14 protein-coding genes and 1 riboswitch are annotated in these 15840 nt (G+C 69.6%); of the genes, 6 read left to right on the forward strand and 8 right to left on the reverse strand.

The features are described 5' to 3' along the window. Positions 1-4: 4 nt before the first annotated feature. Positions 5-181 carry a hypothetical protein gene (locus EVU97_RS14940; RefSeq protein WP_165357884.1) on the reverse strand — a complete coding sequence of 59 codons (177 nt, stop codon included), beginning with the start codon at positions 179-181 and terminating at the stop codon, positions 5-7. A 125-nt stretch (positions 182-306) separates the two neighbouring features. Here EVU97_RS14940 and EVU97_RS04850 point away from each other — a divergent pair, with 125 nt between their 5' ends. Continuing rightward, positions 307-1380, forward strand: a complete 1074-nt coding sequence (locus EVU97_RS04850) for a small ribosomal subunit Rsm22 family protein (protein WP_240730133.1) — start codon at positions 307-309, stop codon at positions 1378-1380. Positions 1381-1408: 28 nt separating this feature from the next. Here the strand turns inward: EVU97_RS04850 and upp are convergent, their stop codons facing one another. Beyond that, the gene (gene upp / locus EVU97_RS04855; protein ID WP_129663991.1) at positions 1409-2059 is read right to left on the reverse strand and encodes a uracil phosphoribosyltransferase; all 651 of its coding nucleotides are present in this window, start codon (positions 2057-2059) and stop codon (positions 1409-1411) included. 64 nt (positions 2060-2123) lie between these two features. On the opposite strand from upp, the gene EVU97_RS04860 reads away from it, so the two are divergent. Both EVU97_RS04860 and EVU97_RS04865 read left to right on the forward strand, forming a co-directional pair. Next, positions 2124-2558, forward strand: coding sequence for a nucleoside deaminase (locus EVU97_RS04860; RefSeq protein WP_129664367.1), 435 nt, complete (start codon positions 2124-2126; stop codon positions 2556-2558). A gap of 149 nt (positions 2559-2707) precedes the next feature. Further along, positions 2708-3643 carry a DUF559 domain-containing protein gene (locus tag EVU97_RS04865; protein ID WP_129663993.1) on the forward strand — a complete coding sequence of 312 codons (936 nt, stop codon included), beginning with the start codon at positions 2708-2710 and terminating at the stop codon, positions 3641-3643. A gap of 94 nt (positions 3644-3737) precedes the next feature. Here the strand turns inward: EVU97_RS04865 and EVU97_RS04870 are convergent, their stop codons facing one another. The 4 genes from EVU97_RS04870 to EVU97_RS04885 all read right to left on the reverse strand — a co-directional run bounded on the left by EVU97_RS04870 (position 3738) and on the right by EVU97_RS04885 (position 9066). Further along, entirely contained in the window at positions 3738-4910 is a 1173-nt protein-coding gene (locus tag EVU97_RS04870; protein ID WP_129663995.1) for an amidohydrolase, read from the reverse strand. Then, a complete protein-coding gene (locus EVU97_RS04875; protein WP_205744859.1) occupies positions 4910-6874 on the reverse strand; it encodes an alpha/beta fold hydrolase in 1965 nt (654 codons plus the stop codon). Before EVU97_RS04875 ends, EVU97_RS04870 begins: the two co-directional genes overlap by 1 nt. Beyond that, on the reverse strand, positions 6871-8397 hold the full coding sequence (locus EVU97_RS04880; RefSeq protein ID WP_129663997.1) for a circularly permuted type 2 ATP-grasp protein: 1527 nt from the start codon (positions 8395-8397) through the stop codon (positions 6871-6873). The genes EVU97_RS04875 and EVU97_RS04880 overlap by 4 nt, the downstream gene beginning before the upstream one ends. 333 nt (positions 8398-8730) lie before the next feature. Continuing rightward, the gene (locus tag EVU97_RS04885) at positions 8731-9066 is read right to left on the reverse strand and encodes a DUF4235 domain-containing protein (protein WP_129663999.1); all 336 of its coding nucleotides are present in this window, start codon (positions 9064-9066) and stop codon (positions 8731-8733) included. 105 nt (positions 9067-9171) lie between these two features. Further along, positions 9172-9281: riboswitch (TPP riboswitch) on the forward strand. Between the two features lie 61 nt (positions 9282-9342). Here EVU97_RS04885 and EVU97_RS04890 point away from each other — a divergent pair. From EVU97_RS04890 to EVU97_RS04900, 3 genes are read left to right on the forward strand one after another with little or no spacing between them, the layout of a single operon-like run. Continuing rightward, a complete protein-coding gene (locus EVU97_RS04890; protein WP_129664001.1) occupies positions 9343-10461 on the forward strand; it encodes a thiamine ABC transporter substrate binding subunit in 1119 nt (372 codons plus the stop codon). Then, the gene (locus EVU97_RS04895) at positions 10425-12155 is read left to right on the forward strand and encodes an ABC transporter permease (RefSeq protein WP_370448524.1); all 1731 of its coding nucleotides are present in this window, start codon (positions 10425-10427) and stop codon (positions 12153-12155) included. Before EVU97_RS04890 ends, EVU97_RS04895 begins: the two co-directional genes overlap by 37 nt. Beyond that, on the forward strand, positions 12152-13195 hold the full coding sequence (locus EVU97_RS04900) for an ABC transporter ATP-binding protein (RefSeq protein WP_129664003.1): 1044 nt from the start codon (positions 12152-12154) through the stop codon (positions 13193-13195). The genes EVU97_RS04895 and EVU97_RS04900 overlap by 4 nt, the downstream gene beginning before the upstream one ends. Here the strand turns inward: EVU97_RS04900 and EVU97_RS04905 are convergent. Continuing rightward, positions 13099-13974, reverse strand: coding sequence for a glycerophosphodiester phosphodiesterase family protein (locus EVU97_RS04905; RefSeq protein WP_129664005.1), 876 nt, complete (start codon positions 13972-13974; stop codon positions 13099-13101). The genes EVU97_RS04900 and EVU97_RS04905 overlap by 97 nt on opposite strands. A gap of 138 nt (positions 13975-14112) precedes the next feature. Beyond that, positions 14113-15708, reverse strand: a complete 1596-nt coding sequence (locus tag EVU97_RS04910; protein WP_129664007.1) for an aldehyde dehydrogenase family protein — start codon at positions 15706-15708, stop codon at positions 14113-14115. Positions 15709-15840: the final 132 nt, after the last annotated feature.

Consider the following 15840-nt stretch of genomic DNA (forward strand, 5'->3'; position numbering starts at 1 on the left):
GGCGTCAGCTCTTGCCGAGCAACGCGTCGAAGAACTCGCCCAGGTTGGTGACCGCGTTGCGCAGGACGTTGCCGATGGAGCGGACGACGTCCGCCGACTGACCGGGCGAGCTGAAGATGGCGTAGATGAGGAACGCGAACAACAAGAACTTCAGGATCGATTTGAAGTTGATCTTGTCCATTTCGATGTCTTCTCTCTCGGGTGGGCGACGCGCCCAAAGAGGGACGGGCAACTCGTGCATTCTTCCAGCGCCTGGGGTATGAGCGAAGAAGGCGCGCCGGGGCACGGATCAGTAGGCTCGCGCCTGTGGATCTGTCGATGACGTTGCGTGAAGCCCTCGAGCGCGAGGCATCGGGGACGGCGCTCAAGCAGTTGACGGCGGCCGTCGAGCGGCTGTCGACGCGTTACCGCGCGGTCGCTGCGGCGTCCGACCCCATCCTCGCCAAGCCGGTCGACGTCCTGGCCTATGCCCACTACCGGATGCCGGCGACGTTCGGCGCGGTGCGCGCCGCGCTGCGGGCGCTCGCGGCATCGGGGACGTTCGAGGCGGGCTCCGTGCGTTCGCTCGCCGACCTCGGCGGCGGGACGGGGGCCGCGGCCTGGGCGGCCGCTGACGTCTTCGACTCGCTCGAGGAAGTGAGCGTTCTCGATCAGGTGCCCGAAGCACTCGACCTGGGGCAGCGCTTGGCGAAGGCCAGCGGGGTGTCCGCGCTCGCGCGCACCGTATGGCAGGAAGGGCGCGTCGGGTCGTGGAACGTCTCCGTCGGGTCGCCGTCCGCGGGTGGGGCTGAGCTCGTCACCGTCTCGTACGTGCTCAGCGAACTGACGAGCGAGCAGGCCGACAAGATCGTCGCCGAGGCGGCTGCTGCTGCGACGCGCGCCATCGTCATCGTCGAACCCGGGACGCCGGACGGCTACCGCCGCATCCTGCGAGCGCGCGATCAGTTGCTCGCGGAGACCTGGCAGGTGGCGGCGCCGTGCCCGCACCAAGGCGAGTGCCCCCTGCTGGCGAAGGACGAGCCCGACTGGTGTCACTTCGCGGCCCGGGTGAATCGCTCGTCGGTGCACCGGCAGATCAAGGGCGGCGAACTGTCGCACGAGGACGAGAAGTTCAGCTACGTCGCGATGGTGCGACGACCGGCGCATCTCGCGCAGGGCTTCGCGGCTCCGGCCGCCGACGCGTCAGCCAGTGAGCAGCCGGCGCGTGTCATCCGGCACCCGCGCAAGAACAAAGGCTTTGTCGAACTGCAGGTGTGCGAATCGAACGATGCCTCGAACGCCAGTGGACAGGTGCGCCGCGCCGTCGTGAGCAAGAAGCGGGGCGCGCTCTACAAGCAGGCGCGTGACGTCGGCTGGGGCGATACGATCGACCTGGGGTGAGCCGTCGCGCCGCCAGTGACGGCGAATCTCAGGCGTCGTTCTTCGCGATGCCGTAGAGGCGGTCTCCCGCGTCGCCGAGGCCGGGCACGATGTAGCCGTTTTCGTTGAGCTTCTCGTCCATCGCGCCGGTGACGACGGTGATCGGAACGTTGATGTGCGCCGTGAGTTCGCGCAGCTTCTCGACGCCCTCGGGTGCCGCGATGAGGACGACGGCGGTGATGTCGTCGGCGCCGCGCTCGACGAGGTAGTCGATCGTCGCGGCCAGCGTGCCACCCGTGGCGAGCATCGGGTCGACGACGTAGACCTGGCGGCTCGAGAGGTCGTCGGGCAGACGGTTGGCGTACGTGGTGGCCTCGAGGGTCTCCTCGTTGCGCACCAGGCCGAGGAAGCCGACCTCCGCCGTCGGCAGCAGCCGCACCATGCCGTCGAGCATGCCGAGCCCGGCGCGCAGGATCGGCACGATGAGGGGACGCGGCGTGGCGAGCTTGATGCCGCGCGCCTTCGTCACCGGGGTCTCGACGTCGACCTCTTCGACGCGCACGTCGCGCGTGGCCTCGTACGCGAGCAGCGTGACGAGTTCGTCCGCGAGGCGGCGGAACGTGGGGGAGTCGGTGCGCTTGTCCCGCAGCGTCGTGAGCTTGTGCGAGATGAGCGGGTGGTCGGCGACGATGACACGCATGGGACAAACTTAACCCGTGGACCTGCCTGCAGCACCTGCCGTCGAGACGACGTATGCGACGTGGATGGCGGACGCCCTCGCCCGAGCGCGCGAAGCGGCGGCTGCGGGGGACGTTCCGGTGGGGGCGCTCGTCGTCGACGAGGGCGGCGCCGTCACCGGTGTCGGCGCGAACTTGCGTGAGGCGGACGGCGATCCGACCGGGCACGCGGAGATCGTCGCGATGCGGCGGGCCGCGACGTCCCGCGGGAGTTGGCGCCTCGACGGCTGCACGCTCGTCGTCACGCTCGAACCGTGCCTCATGTGCGCCGGTGCCGCCGTCCAGGCGAGGCTGCCGCGCATCGTGCTCGGCGCGTGGGACCGCAAGGCCGGCGCGTGCGGTGGGCTGTGGGACGTCGTGCGTGACTCCCGCTCCACGCACCGCATCGAGGTGGTCGGCGGCATCCGCGAAGCCGAGTGTGCCGAGGTGCTCACCGACTTCTTCCACCGCCGCCGCGCCTGACGCAGGAGGCGCCAGAAGTTGGTGACAGTTGGGGTACCTGGTGACGTTCAACCGTCACCAGGTACCCCAACTGCCACCAACTCCGAGTTATCCACAGGGTCGAGATGGCCATGCGTGACAACGTTGCCGAGTCGATCCAGCCTTGAGACATGCCCGCCGCTCCCTTACCGCCGTATCTCGCCCGCCGTCTGGCAGACGGCCTCACCTACGTCACCCGGCGTGATCTCGCCTCCGCAGGGATCGACGTCTCAACGCTGAGGGCGTGGCGTCGCGCAGGCTTCGTGACGTCGTACAGCTACGGGGCGTACGGCATCGTCGATCCGTGCGCCGCGGACATGGACCACTTCGCCGCTCGTCGACTTCACCATGTGCGCCGCTGTGAGGCACTCCTGCAGACGCTCCCGGGGGCGCACCTCATCGGCGGATCCGCCCTCGTGGTTCACCGGCTCGCGGTCCTGCGGTTCCCTGATCGCATCGAAGTGGCGCGCCACCCACGGGTGCAATCGAGGCGCGACGACTTCGTGTGCCGTCGGGCCTGGGGCGAGGCGCCGGAGCAGGTCGATGGGCTGGGTGTGCAGGCTGCCGCTGAGGCCGCCATCGAGGTTGCCGCACACGAAGGTCTGCGGGCGGGTGTCGTGAGTGCCGACTCCTACCTGTTCGAGGGCGGAACCCCGGGGGAGCTCGAATCAGCACTGGTCGCCTACGGTCGCAAGGCCGGTGTCGGGCAGGCTCGTGCAGCGGTCGAGCTCGCCGACGGAGCGATCGAATCCGCCGGCGAATCACTCCTGCGGTTGATCTGCCGGGATGCCGGAATCGCAGTGATTCCGCAGGTGGAGATCTGGGACGACGAGTCGCTCCCGTTCGCCCGCGTTGACTTCCTCGTCGAAGGGACTCGTGTCGTCCTCGAGTTCGACGGCATGGTGAAGTACACGCACCCCGAGGCGCTGCGTGCCGAGAAGCGACGCGAAATGCGACTGCGGCGACTTGGCTACGTCGTGGTGCGCTTCACCTGGAGCGACCTGTCGCCGCCGGTTCGGTTGGTTCGAACGATCCGCGAGGCGATGGCTGTCACGCGAGCGGCGTGAAGCCTCCGGAGAAGTTGGGGACAGTTGGGGTACTTGGTGACGGTTGAACGTCACCAAGTACCCCAACTGTCACCATGTGGGCCGGAGCGTGGTGTCAGCCGCGGGCGAAGGCGTCGAAGAGGCGGGCGCCGTCGGCGAGGGCGTCCTCGTCGAGCAGGAACCCCGGGTGGTGCAGGTCGGTCTCCTCGCCCTTGCCGGAGTGGACGCCGAAGCGTAGGTAGACGCCGGGCACGGAGTCGAGGTACCAGGAGAAGTCGTCGCCGCCGGAGGACTGCTCCGCTGTGCCGACACCCTCCTCACCGAACACCGAGACGACGGCCGCGCGCGCCCGCTCGGCGCACTCCTCGTCGTTGATGACCGGCGGAGGCCCCTGGGTGTACGTGACCTCAGCCTCCACGCCGAACGTGGCCGCGATCGACGCGACGGACGTCGTGACGAGTTCCTCGCCGATCTCCCACACGTCACGCTTCGCGCTGCGCAGCGTGCCCCACATCTCCACCTTCGCGGGGATGACGTTGACCGCACTGCCGCCGTTGATCGAACCGAACGTCAGCACCGCGCCGGCGCGCGGGTCGACGCGGCGGTCGAGCGCCGCCGTCAGCCCGGTGACGATCTGCGCAGCGGCGAAGATCGTGTCGCCCGTCTCGTGCGGACGGGCCGTGTGACCGCCCGACGACGTCACGGTGATGCCGAAGTTGGCGTTCGAGGAGGTGATGGGGCCGGCGATGACCCCGACCTCGCCGGTGGGACGGTGTGGGTCACAGTGCAACCCCATGAGCTGCGTCAGACCGTCGGTGACGCCCTCCTCGACGCACTTTTTCGCACCGCCGGGCTGTGTCTCCTCGGCCGGCTGGAAGATGAGGCGCACGGGCTGCGGGGGCGGGTCGGCCACGAGCAGCGACGCGGCGCCGAGCAGCATGGCCGTGTGCGCGTCGTGCCCGCACGCGTGGCTGACGCCCTCGTTGGCGCTCGCGAAGTCGAGCCCCGTGTCCTCCGTCATGGGCAGGGCGTCGATGTCGGCGCGCAGCCCCACGACGTCCTTCGACGAGGCTCCGTCGGCGGCGGGAACGTCACACCACAGACCGGTGCCCATGTCGAAGCGGTGAACCTTGAGGCCCATGTCCTCGAGCACTGAGGCGACGTAATCCGTCGTCTCGTGCTCCTCGTACGAACGCTCGGCGTTCTCGTGAAGCCACCGCCGCCACTCGACGACCTGCGCGGCGAGGTCGCCCTCCGGCGCCTTGGAACCTTTGCCTCGACCGAACATCAGCCCAGTACCTCCTCGAGAAATGCGACGACCCGGTCACCGAGGCGGTGCCGGTTGGCTCTCTTGACGAACTCGTGGCCTTCGTCCTCGAACAGGAGCAGGTCGGTGCCCACCCCGTTCGACTCCAGGACGGCGATGGCCTGACGTGTCTCGTTGACGGGCACGTTGGTGTCGTGCGCGCCGTGGACGAAGAGCACGGGAACGATGACCTCTCCCAGCCCGTGGATCGGCGACAACTCCTGCAGCAGTTCGCGCTCCTGGAGGGGGTGGCCGTACTTCGGCAGAGCGGCGACGGCGATCCACGGCTCGGTGTCGCGGTAGAACGTTTCGAGGTCGCTCATGCCGCAGGCTGCGATGGCGCCACGCCACAGCTCGGGGTGACGCACGAGCGTCGCGAGGGTGAGGTAACCGCCGTACGAGCGTCCGCTGACCACCAACTTCTCGGGGTCGGAGATGCCGGTCTTCACGAGGTGGGCGACGGTGTCGGCGACGTCGTCGATGGCTGACAGGCGCGAGTAGCGCTCGTCGGCGTGGCTGAACGCACGCCCCTGGCCGGACGAACCACGCACGTTCGGCGCGACGACGGTGTAGCCCGCGTCGACGGCCTGACGCAGCACGTTGTTGTAGCTCGGCCGCGACTGCCCCTCGGGGCCACCGTGGAAGTAGACCATCGTCGGCGCGGGCTCGTCACCGCAGCGGTAGACCCACGCCGTGAGCTCGAGGCCGTCGCGTGCGGGGTAGCGCACGAGTTCGGGGACGAACGTCGCGCTGCCGGCGTCGACGAGCACGGTGAGGGGACGTGAGTCAGCCTCGTCGGCCTCTGGGTCGGGCGCTGCCGTTTCGCCCTTCGGCTCCGCGCTGTAGCGCGCGAGCGGGCCGGGCGCACCGATGGGTGGTCTCGGATCCTCGGGCGACAGGTTCGCGCCGGGCTCGTCGCCGGTCCACGTGCCGTGCGCGACGTCCCAGAGCACGACGCGCGGTGGGAACTCGGGGCCCTGCACACAGAACGTGAGCAGCCGTCCGTCCGCGGTGAGGGACGGCGAGGTGACGACGACCTTCGGCAAGCGCGGCGCGGGGAGTTCGCGGGGTTCGCCGTAGCGCAGGTCGAGGATCTGGATGCGGCTGCGGCCGTCGTGGTTCCACAGCAGCGTGGCGGTGGACCCGTCACGGCTGACGGAGAACTCGTCGAGATCGGCGTCGGCCCGCGCGGCGAGTTCACGGACGTCGGTGCCGTCGGGGCCGACGCGCACGTCGAGCAGGCGGAAGCGTTCGCCGTGGTGGTCGCTGCGCACGAGGGCTCGCATGACTCCGCTCTCGTGCCCTGCGTCGAGCACGACGCCGGCGTCGGTCGTCGACCCGGGGTCGGGCGGCAGAAGCGGCCACCAGGCGCCCCCGACGTCGACGCGCAGCAACTCGCGGTGGCCACGCGAACCGACGCGGAACAGCGCCACGCCATCGCGGACGTGGACGAGTTCGCCGCCGACCCGCCGGTCGACGACGCGCACGTCCTGGGTGACGGCGGACAGGACGCGACCTTCGGCCAGACCCGAGTCGTCGATGGCGGTGAGGGCGAGTTCGACGCCGTCCCAGCAGACGATCTGCACGGTCGCGTCGGTGAACTCGAACGGGTTGACCGCGCTCTGGTCGTCCGGGTCGGTGGTGAACAGCCAGATCTCCTCGCGCTCACCACCGTCGGGGGCGACCTCGCAGGCGATCCAGTGACCGTCGTGGGAGTACGCGACGTTGCGCACCGGGCCCGGCGTCGGGATGGGCACGGTGCGTTCGGGGCCGGCACCGACGCCGTCGGGTGTGGCGAGCGGACGTTGCACGGCGTGCGGGTAGCCGTCCTCGTCGATGACGACGGCGGCGAGCAGCTTGCCGTCGGGGGACAGGCACGGGTGAAGTGAGTGGCGTACCGACGGCCGGGCGGGCGAGGTCTCGCTCGTTCGGGGGTTGAAGCTCACGACTTGATCCAGGTGTCCTTCCCGCCTCCGCCCGCGGAGACGTTGACGATCATCGTGCCCACCGGAGCGACTCGCGTCATCGCGGTGGGCGCCGTCTGGGCGTTCGTGCGAGAGGGGTCGTCCGGGTCCGGGCGTTGCATGACGAAGGCTCGCAGATCGACGTGACTGGGCGCGAATGCTCCGTCGGAGAGCGTCGGCAGTGTGGAGAGCGGGATGATGTCCTGCGCGACGAACCGCGCCGGCGTCTCTCGGATTTCGCTGCGTCGCTCCTCGAGTTCGTCCTCGGAGCACTCGGGACCGACGGTGATGCCGGTGCCGCCGTAGCCGTCGATGGGCTTGACGACGAGCTCGTCGAGCCGGTCGAGGACCTCCTCGCGCTGCTTCTCGTCGGAGCACAGCAACGTCGGCACCTGGCCGATGAGGGGTTCCTCGCCGAGGTAGAAATCGATCATGTAGGGCACGAGTGCGTAGACGGCCTTGTCGTCGGCGAGACCGTTGCCGGGGGCGTTGATGATGGTGACGGCACCGGCAGCCATGACGTCGCGCAGTGTCTCGCCGAGCTTGCGCCCGTCGGCGCCCTCGGAGCCGAACAGTTCCTCCTCGCCCATCCGCGGGTTGAGGAGGTGGACGCGGTGGCGATCGTCACCGTCGAGGCGGTAGAGGATGCCGTCGTCGACGAGCAGTTTGTCGGCGGTGACGAGGGCCGCGCCGATTTCGCCACTGACGAGGTTCTGCTCGTACCACGTGGTGTCGGTTTCACCGGGGGAGACCATGCACAGGCCGAGTTCGTCGTCGGCGTCTGCGCCCTCGACGAGAGCTGCTGCCGCGAGGAAGGCTTCGCGCAGGATGGGGTAGGCCTCGCGGGGGTGACGCAGTTTGCCGGGCGTGGGCAGGATCTCGGCGAAGTGGTCTTCGAGGATGCGCCGGTTGATGTGGCTCATGCCGAGCCCGCCGGGCATCCGCAGGTTGTCCTCCAGGACGATCCACTCGCCGGCGGAGGGGGAGACGAGGTCGAGCCCGCACAGGCCGGCGCGGACGAACCCTTCGGGCACCTTGTGGCCGTCCTTGGAGTAGCCGGGCGCGCGGCGCAGGACCTCGCGGTCGATGCGGCCGGCTTTGAGGATTTCGCCCGGGCCGTAGACGTCACGCAGGAACAGCTCGTGCGCGCGCACGCGCTGTTCGAGGCCGGCGCTGATCTCGGCCCAGCGTTCGGCGGTGATGATGCGGGGCGCGATGTCGATGGGGTAGGGGCGGTTGCCGTCCTTGGAGTTGATCGTGACGCCCAGTTCTTCGAGGTCATCGGCGGTTTCCCGGAGGCGCGCGGTGAGGCGTTCGGGGCCGAGGGCTTCGATGCGGCTGAGGACGGTGCAGTAGTCGGGCCGCATCTTGGCGTCGGCGGTGACGGATTCGTCGTGCACGCCCTTGGTGGCGGGGATGTAGTCGCGGTACGCGGAGAACGCGCCGGGAACGCCCTCGTGGGGGCCGCTGTTGGTGGGGTTTTCACCCGCGGACGTCGTCGTCATGCGATGACGCTACAGCGCGTCGCGGTGCAGCGGAAGGAACGCGAAAACTCCCGTCATGACGCGTCGTAACACTTCACCCCAAAGGGGGAGAAAAGACTCGCGGCATAAGCGCCGGGTACGGCAACGGGGCCGCAACACTCCTCGAGTGCGCGACCCCGTCACGCAGGGAAACGATCAACCCGGCGGGTATGAAGAGCCGGGTACGGCAACGGGGCCGCAACACTCCTTGAGTGCGCGACCCCGCTGGAAGCGGACTCCCCCGAGTGCTGTCGCACCGAGCGTGGCGGCCTCGCAGGCTCGGCCGCCACGCTCGGTGCGACAGCACGAAGGGAATCACTTCATGACGACGACAGGCGCCTGGCTCTTGCCCTTCTTGGCTTCCTTGGCCTCTTCCTCGGCGCGCTTGACGAGCGCCTGCGGCGGGTGGCCGGCGGACTTGGTGTAGTAGTCGGCTGCGCGACGCTCGGCGTACATCTTGGCGGCGGCGAGGGCGCCGGTGGAGATGGCGGCGTAGATGGCGGCTTCTAGGATGCCGGCGTTCGGGTCCTTGGCGCTGCGCGGGCTCTTGCCGGTGGCGGCCTTCCAGCCCTTGGTCGCGACGGTGGTGGCTGCCTTGCTGGCGACGATTCCGGCGCCGAGGCTGAGTACCTTCCAGACGAGGTTGCCCATGTTGTCTCCCCTTCCAAGGGTGGTCAATGTCTTGTGCCCATATTCGCAGGCGGTGTTGTGTGTTCGCCAGTCGTGCGGGCCGATTGGTCGACGTGTAATGTCGCCTGCGAACGACAGGGGAGCGCACGTTGCGCTGAGATCGTGCCGAGGTAGGGCACTAAACCCTCGAACCTGAACCGGTTAGCACCGGCGGAGGAAGTCGAGACTCACCCGTTCGTGCGCGGCTCGTGCCGCTTGCGGACGTGGTCCCTCACTCGAGGTGAGGAGGACGTCGTGATGAGCAAGTTCCACGTGACCGAGCGGACGGGTGGTTCCCACCCCGTGCCGACGACGGTGGCTGCGCTGGTGGCCGGTGTTGCGGTGTTGGCGACGTCGGCGTGCAGCGTCAGTGACACGAAGACGAAGTCGTCGGCGTCAGCGTCGGATGCGAAGAGCAAGACGGTGACGCTCGTGACGCACGAGTCCTGGGCACCCGACAAAGCCGTCATGGACGAGTTCGCGAAGCAGACCGGCTACACCGTGAAGGTGTCGAAGTCGGGCGATGCGGGCACCCTGGCCAACAAGTTGGTGCTCGCGAAGAACAACCCGACGGGCGACGTCGTCTTCGGCATCGACAACACGTTTGCTTCGAGGGTGACGAAGGAGGGCGTGCTCGAGCCGTACACGTCGAAGGCTGCTGCCGGGTCGACGTCGACGTACGACCTGCCGGACGGCCAGGGCAAGGGCGTGCTGTCGCCCATCGACACGGCGTCGGTGTGCGTCAACGTCGACGACGCGTGGTTCACGAAGAACAACAAGAAGAAGCCGGCGGGCCTCGACGACCTGACGAAGCCGGAGTACAAGAACCTCATGGTGGCGCCGGGTGCCTCGTCGAGTTCGCCCGGCATGGCGTTCTTCCTCGCGACGGTCGGCAAGTACGGCGAGAACGGCTGGAAGCCGTACTGGACGAAGCTCATGAGCAACGGCCTCAAGCTGACGTCGGGCTGGAGCGACGCCTGGAACGTCGACTACACCGCCGGTGAGGGCAAGGGCAGCCGCCCGATCGTCGTCAGCTACGACAGTTCGCCGGCGTTCACGGTGGACGGTGCGGGCAAGTCGACGACGTCGGCGCTCGGCAACACGTGCTTCCGCTCGAACGAGTACGCGGGCGTCATCAAGGGCGCGAAGAACCCCGAGGGCGCCAAGGCGTTCATCGACTTCATGAACGGCAAGAGCTTCCAGAAGTCGCTGCCGAACTCGATGTACGTCTTCCCGGTCGACTCCTCCGTCGAGCTTCCGCCTGAGTGGGCGAAGACGGTGAAGCCCGCCGAGAAGACGATCGACGTCTCGCCGGCGCAGATCGACGAGAAGCGTCAGACGTGGCTGACGCAGTGGAAGGACGTCACGTCGAAGTGAGCCGTGACGGCGTGGCTGCGCCGGCAGCACGAGCACGCGCGGGAACCTCGTCCCTCCCGCGCGTGCTCGTGCTCGCGTTGCTCGCCGCGGTGCCGCTCGTCTTCCTCGGCATCTTCTTCGCGTGGCCGGTTCTCGCGATGGCGGTGCGCGGCGTCACGGGCGACGGTGGGGGCGTTGACCTCGCGGGTGCCTGGGACGTCGTCACCCGCCCGCGCACCCTGCGCGTGCTGTGGTTCACGCTGTGGATGGCGGCGCTCGCGACGCTCTGCTCGGTGGCGCTCGGGCTGCCCGTCGCGCACGTGCTCTACCGCCTGCGGGTGCCGTTGGCGGGGCTGTGGCGCGCCCTCGTCGTCCTGCCGTTCGTGTTGCCGACGGTCGTCGTCGGCGTGGCGTTCCGCTCGCTGTTCGCCCCCGGCGGGCCGCTCGCGGCGCTGGGGTGGGACGGAACGTGGCAGCCGGTGCTGCTCGCGATGGTGTTCTTCAACATCTCCGTCGTCGTGCGCACGGTCGGGCCGTTGTGGGCCTCCCTCGACCCGCGCACCGCGCAGGCGGCAGCCGGCCTCGGAGCATCGCCCGCCCAGGTCTTCCGGACGGTGACGTGGCCGGCGTTGCGTCCCGCCGTCGTCAGTGCCGCGACGGTCGTGTTCCTCTTCTGTTCGACGGCGTTCGGCATCGTGCTCATGCTCGGCGGGCTGCGTTACGCGACGCTCGAGACCGAGATCTACTCGCTCACGGTCGAGTTCCTCGACCTGCGCGCCGCCGCGGTGCTCTCGACCGTGCAGTTCGTCCTCGTCGCGCTGTTGCTGCTCGGCGCTGAGCGGGCCCGCTCGGGTCTGCGGCGCAGTGATTCCGTTGTGCGCCGCGGCGTCGCGGTGGCCGACGAGCCGCGCCGAGTCACCCGATCCGACGCCCCGGCGCTCGCTGCCACCCTCTTCGCCTTGGCTCTCGTCGTCACACCTCTCTTCACCCTCGTCCTGCGCTCGCTGCGTGACGGCGACGGCTGGTCCCTCGTGCACTACCGCGCGCTCGGCGGAGAACTGGCCGCCCTGGCCGCCCTCTCGGTTTCGTGGCGCATCGCCCTCGACGCGGCACTGCTCGCGCTCGCGCTCGGCGTCATGGTGTCGGTCGTCGTCTCGTGGCGGGCTCGCACGCCGCGCGGCCGCCGCGTCATTGCGGGCCTCGACGCTGCGTTCATGCTGCCGCTCGGCGTCTCGGCCGTGACGGTCGGCTTCGGTTTCCTTCTCACCCTCGACCGTCCGCCGCTCGATCTGCGCAGCTCGCCGATCCTCATCCCGATCGCGCAGGCCACCGTCGCGCTGCCGCTCGTCGTGCGCGCGCTCGTACCCGTGCTGCGCTCGCTCGACCCGAGGTCGCGTGAAGCCGCGGCCGCCCTCGGCGCGAGCCCGTTGCGCGCCTGGATGACGGCCGACCTGCCACACCTGTGGCGTCCCTTCGTCGCCGCGGCGGGGTTCGCCCTCGCCGTGTCGCTCGGCGAGTTCGGGGCGACGGCGTTTCTCGCCCAGCCCGAGTCGCCGACGCTGCCCGTTCTCATCTATCAACTGCTCGGCCGCCCCGGCGCGGGCAACTTCGGGGCAGCGATGGCGGCTTCCGTGTTGCTCGCGACGGTGACGGCCCTCGTCATGGCTGCCGTGGAACGCATCGGCGGCAGCGCCGCGGGAAGGATGGACGGATGACGCAGCCCCAGGATCGGGAGGACGCCGGAGGCCTCGAGGTGACGGACGCCCGCGTCACCTTCGCCGGCAACGCCACACCGGCACTCGACGACGTCTCCCTCACGCTGCCGCGCGGGCGCGTGCTCGCCGTGCTCGGCCCGAGTGGCTGCGGCAAGTCGACGCTCCTGCGCGCCGTCGCCGGTCTGCAGGCGCTCGAGGCCGGGCGCATCGCCTTCGCCGGCACCGACGTGACACGCGTGCCCACCCACAAGCGCGACTTCGCGCTCATGTTCCAGGACGGGCAACTCTTCGGCCACCTCGACGTGGCAGGCAACGTGGCGTACGCGTTGGCGCGACGGGGCGCACCGGCCGCCGAGCGTGATGCCCGCGTGGCCGAACTGCTCGACCTCGTGGGGCTCTCGGGGCTCGAATCACGCCGTCCGGCAACGCTTTCGGGCGGCCAGCAGCAGCGGGTTGCGCTCGCGCGGGCGCTCGCCGCGCGCCCCCGGCTGCTCCTGCTCGACGAGCCGCTGTCGGCTCTCGACCGCTCGCTGCGCGAACGCCTGGCGGGCGATCTGCGCTCCGTTCTGCTCGCCGAGGGTGCGACGGCCCTCTTCGTCACACACGATCACGACGAAGCGCTCACGGTCGCGGACGACATGGCGATCATGCGCGACGGTCGCATCGTTCAGCACGGCTCGACGCGCAAGGTCTGGGCTCACCCGGTGGACGAGGAGACCGCTGACTTCCTCGGGTTCACCACGCACCTCACCCCGGACGAGGCACAGCGACTCGGCCTCGAACGCGCTGCCTGGGCGCTGCGGCGCGGTGGCCTGCGGGTCGTCGGGGTCGATGTTCCCGGTGCTCTGGCCGGAAGGGTCGTGCGCGTGTCGGCGTCGGGCGAGGCGACGCACGTCAGCGTCACCCTCGACGCGCTGCCGGGACGCGAACTGGAGGCGATCGCCTATCCGAGCGATGACGCGCCGACTGCCGCGACGCTCGACGAGGGCGCGCGTGTCGGAGTCCGCGTCAGTTCCTCGGGGGCGGTGCGCTTCGGCTGAGCGCGCACGAGCGGCGAACCTTCGGGCGCCGTCCACGCGCCGCGGGCGACGAGCACCTCACGCAGCAGGTCCGGTCGGTCGGTGATGACGGAGTCGACGCCCGCGTCGAGGTAGCGGGTCATCTGGGCGCTGTCGTTGACGGTCCACGTCACGAGGCGAAGCCCGGCGTCGTGCGTCATGTCGACCAGGCGTGCGGCGGCTCGCGCATCCGCCATCCACGGGATGCCGCCCAGCCGGGTGGCGATGTGGGCGGCGAACGCGCCGTGAAGCACGCGCCGCGGGGCTCGGGTGCCCGTCTTCGCTGCACCCATGAGCGTCAACAGGCCGCGCCAGCCGAGCGAACGCGCGCAGCCGGTCGTCTCGGCGACATCGCGCAGCCAGGTGTCTCGGCCGTCGGCGACGCAGACGCGCTCGGCACTGCGCGTGCGGCGCACGGCGTCGACGAGTGGGGCCGCTGCGCGCACCGTCTTGAGATCGATGAGGAAACTCGCATCGGGAAAGGCGTCGAGCAGGGTGTCGAGGCGCAGGATCGGCTCACCGCCAACCCGGACGGCGCGCAGTTCCTCCCACGTGAGATCTCGCACACGCGCGTCGATCCCGGCCGTTCGCGCGAGCGTCGCGTCGTGAAAGGCGAGCGCAACACCGTCCTTCGTCACCTGGACATCGGTCTCGAGCAGGCGCAGGCCGAGGGCGTGCGACATCTCGAACGCGGCGAGGGTGTTCTCGGGCGCGAGGCCGGCGCCGCCCCGGTGGGCGACCGCGATGTCGGTGAGGCTCACGTGCTCACCGTCGCCGACGCCGTCAGCGACACGCCAGGGGCTTCACCGAGAGTTCGCCGGACGTTGCGCGACCCTTCCGCGCGATGCAACGTGCCCTCCGACCGCAGGGGCCGGAGGGCACGTGGGGAGAGCGACGGATCAGCTGCGCTCGGGGTAGCGCGAGTGCTCCGGGAAGTTGCCGTAGAGCATCTCGCCCTCGGGCCCCTCGGTCACGGCCTGCACGAGCAGTTCGCCGCCGACGAAGCAGCCGAGCCACGAGGCGCCGTACCCACCGAACGGCTCGGCCTTGTCGCCGCGCGAGCGGGGCTTGTTGATGCCGACCTTGAACGCCTGCAGTTCGCGCGCGAGGCGTCGTGCGAGCACCTCGTCGTCACAGGCCAGGCTCGCCACGAGCGCACCGTTCGACGCGTTCATCTGGGCGAGCAGCTCGGCCTCGGTGTCGACGACGACGATCGTGTCGATCGGGCCGAACGGCTCGGCGTGCATGAGCGAGCTGGCCGTTGCGGGCGACAGCAGCGTCGTCGGGGCGACGTAGGCCGAGGTGTCCTGGCCCTCGAGGAAGCGCCCGCGCGCTTCGACGTCGGCACGGTAGATCGGCACGGCGCCGCGGTGCATCGCGTCGTCGACCTGCTCGCTCAGCTCGCGGGCCTTGGAGGCGCTGATCATCGGGCCGAAGTCGAGTTCCGGCAGATCGTCGTCGTCGTTCTCGACGGCCAGCGGGTGGCCGAACTTCAGCTCCGACACGATGGGCAGGTAGGTCTCGAGGAACTTGTCGACCAGCTCGCGTTGCACGACGTAACGCGGGTACGCGGTGCACCGCTGCTTGCCGTACTCGAAGCCCTTCTTGAGGTGGGCGGCCAGGCCCTCCCAGTCGGAGAAGTTCCAGATGCCCCAGGCGTTGAGGCCCTCCTGCTCGAGCATGTGGCGCTTGCCGGTGTCGACGAGCTGCGCGGCGATCTTGCCGCCGTTCGAGCGCCCACCGACGAAGGCCATGGCCCCGATCTCGGGTGAGCGCACGAGCACCTCGGAGAGGTTGGCGCCGCTGCCGGAGATGAGCGTCGCGGGCAGTCCCTCGCGCGCCATCATCGCGTGCGCGAGCGTCAGGCAGGTCGCGCCGCCCTGTGAGGGCGTCTTCGCGATGACGGCGTTGCCCGCGAGCATCTGCACGAGCTCGGAGTGCACGAGCACCGACATCGGGTAGTTCCAGCTCGCGATGTTGCTCACCGGCCCCTCGAGCGGGCGGCGGCCGTCCATCATCGAGTCGATCTCCTCGACGTACCAGCGCACGCCGTCGAGGGCGCGGTCGACATCGGCGCAGGCCAGGCGCCACGGCTTGCCGATCTCCCAGGCGAGCAGCAGCGCGAGGTCGTCGCGCACCTCGGTCATCGCCTCGACGGCGGCGAGGACGCGCTTCTTGCGCTCGGCCAGCGGAACGTTCTGCCACTCGCGGTGCTGTTGCGTCGCGGCGTGGACTGCGGCCTGAGCCTCCTCGACGGAGAGCTTCGGCAGGTTGATGAGCGAGCTGCCGTCGACGGGGCTCGTCAGCATCTCGTCGGTGCCGTTGGAGAGCCACTCACCACCGACGAGGTTCTTGAGGCGGCCTTCGCCGAAGGCCTCCGGGGCGGCGGTGGCGGCGCGGTCGAGGACCGAACTCCACTCGGTGCCCGGCTTGACGTGCAGGGCGTTGGGCAGGGCTGCGAGCGCTGTGTCGTGCTCGGCGGGCAGGGCAGTCATGGGGACTCCTCACGCGTGAAGGGTGCGCAGGACGGCCACTCGAGCGAGTCACGAAACACGTGATCCGGGTACGCGTGAGCGGCCATCAATTGGGGTTAATCGAACGCCGGGATCGCGGTGGGCGATAAGGGC

The organism is Dermacoccus sp. 147Ba, assembly GCF_004151355.1.
Taxonomy (GTDB): Bacteria; Actinomycetota; Actinomycetes; order Actinomycetales; family Dermatophilaceae; genus Dermacoccus; species Dermacoccus abyssi.

What these genes read in the sequence shown, in the direction of transcription:
- EVU97_RS04890 (WP_129664001.1), top strand. Translation starts at nt 9,343, where the DNA reads ATGAGCAAGTTCCACGTGACCGAGCGGACGGGTGGTTCCCACCCCGTG.
- EVU97_RS14940 (WP_165357884.1), bottom strand. Translation starts at nt 181, where the DNA reads ATGGACAAGATCAACTTCAAATCGATCCTGAAGTTCTTGTTGTTCGCG.
- EVU97_RS04900 (WP_129664003.1), top strand. Translation starts at nt 12,152, where the DNA reads ATGACGCAGCCCCAGGATCGGGAGGACGCCGGAGGCCTCGAGGTGACG.
- EVU97_RS04910 (WP_129664007.1), bottom strand. Translation starts at nt 15,708, where the DNA reads ATGACTGCCCTGCCCGCCGAGCACGACACAGCGCTCGCAGCCCTGCCC.
- upp (WP_129663991.1), bottom strand. Translation starts at nt 2,059, where the DNA reads ATGCGTGTCATCGTCGCCGACCACCCGCTCATCTCGCACAAGCTCACG.
- EVU97_RS04885 (WP_129663999.1), bottom strand. Translation starts at nt 9,066, where the DNA reads ATGGGCAACCTCGTCTGGAAGGTACTCAGCCTCGGCGCCGGAATCGTC.
- EVU97_RS04870 (WP_129663995.1), bottom strand. Translation starts at nt 4,910, where the DNA reads ATGTTCGGTCGAGGCAAAGGTTCCAAGGCGCCGGAGGGCGACCTCGCC.
- EVU97_RS04865 (WP_129663993.1), top strand. Translation starts at nt 2,708, where the DNA reads ATGCCCGCCGCTCCCTTACCGCCGTATCTCGCCCGCCGTCTGGCAGAC.
- EVU97_RS04880 (WP_129663997.1), bottom strand. Translation starts at nt 8,397, where the DNA reads ATGACGACGACGTCCGCGGGTGAAAACCCCACCAACAGCGGCCCCCAC.
- EVU97_RS04860 (WP_129664367.1), top strand. Translation starts at nt 2,124, where the DNA reads ATGGCGGACGCCCTCGCCCGAGCGCGCGAAGCGGCGGCTGCGGGGGAC.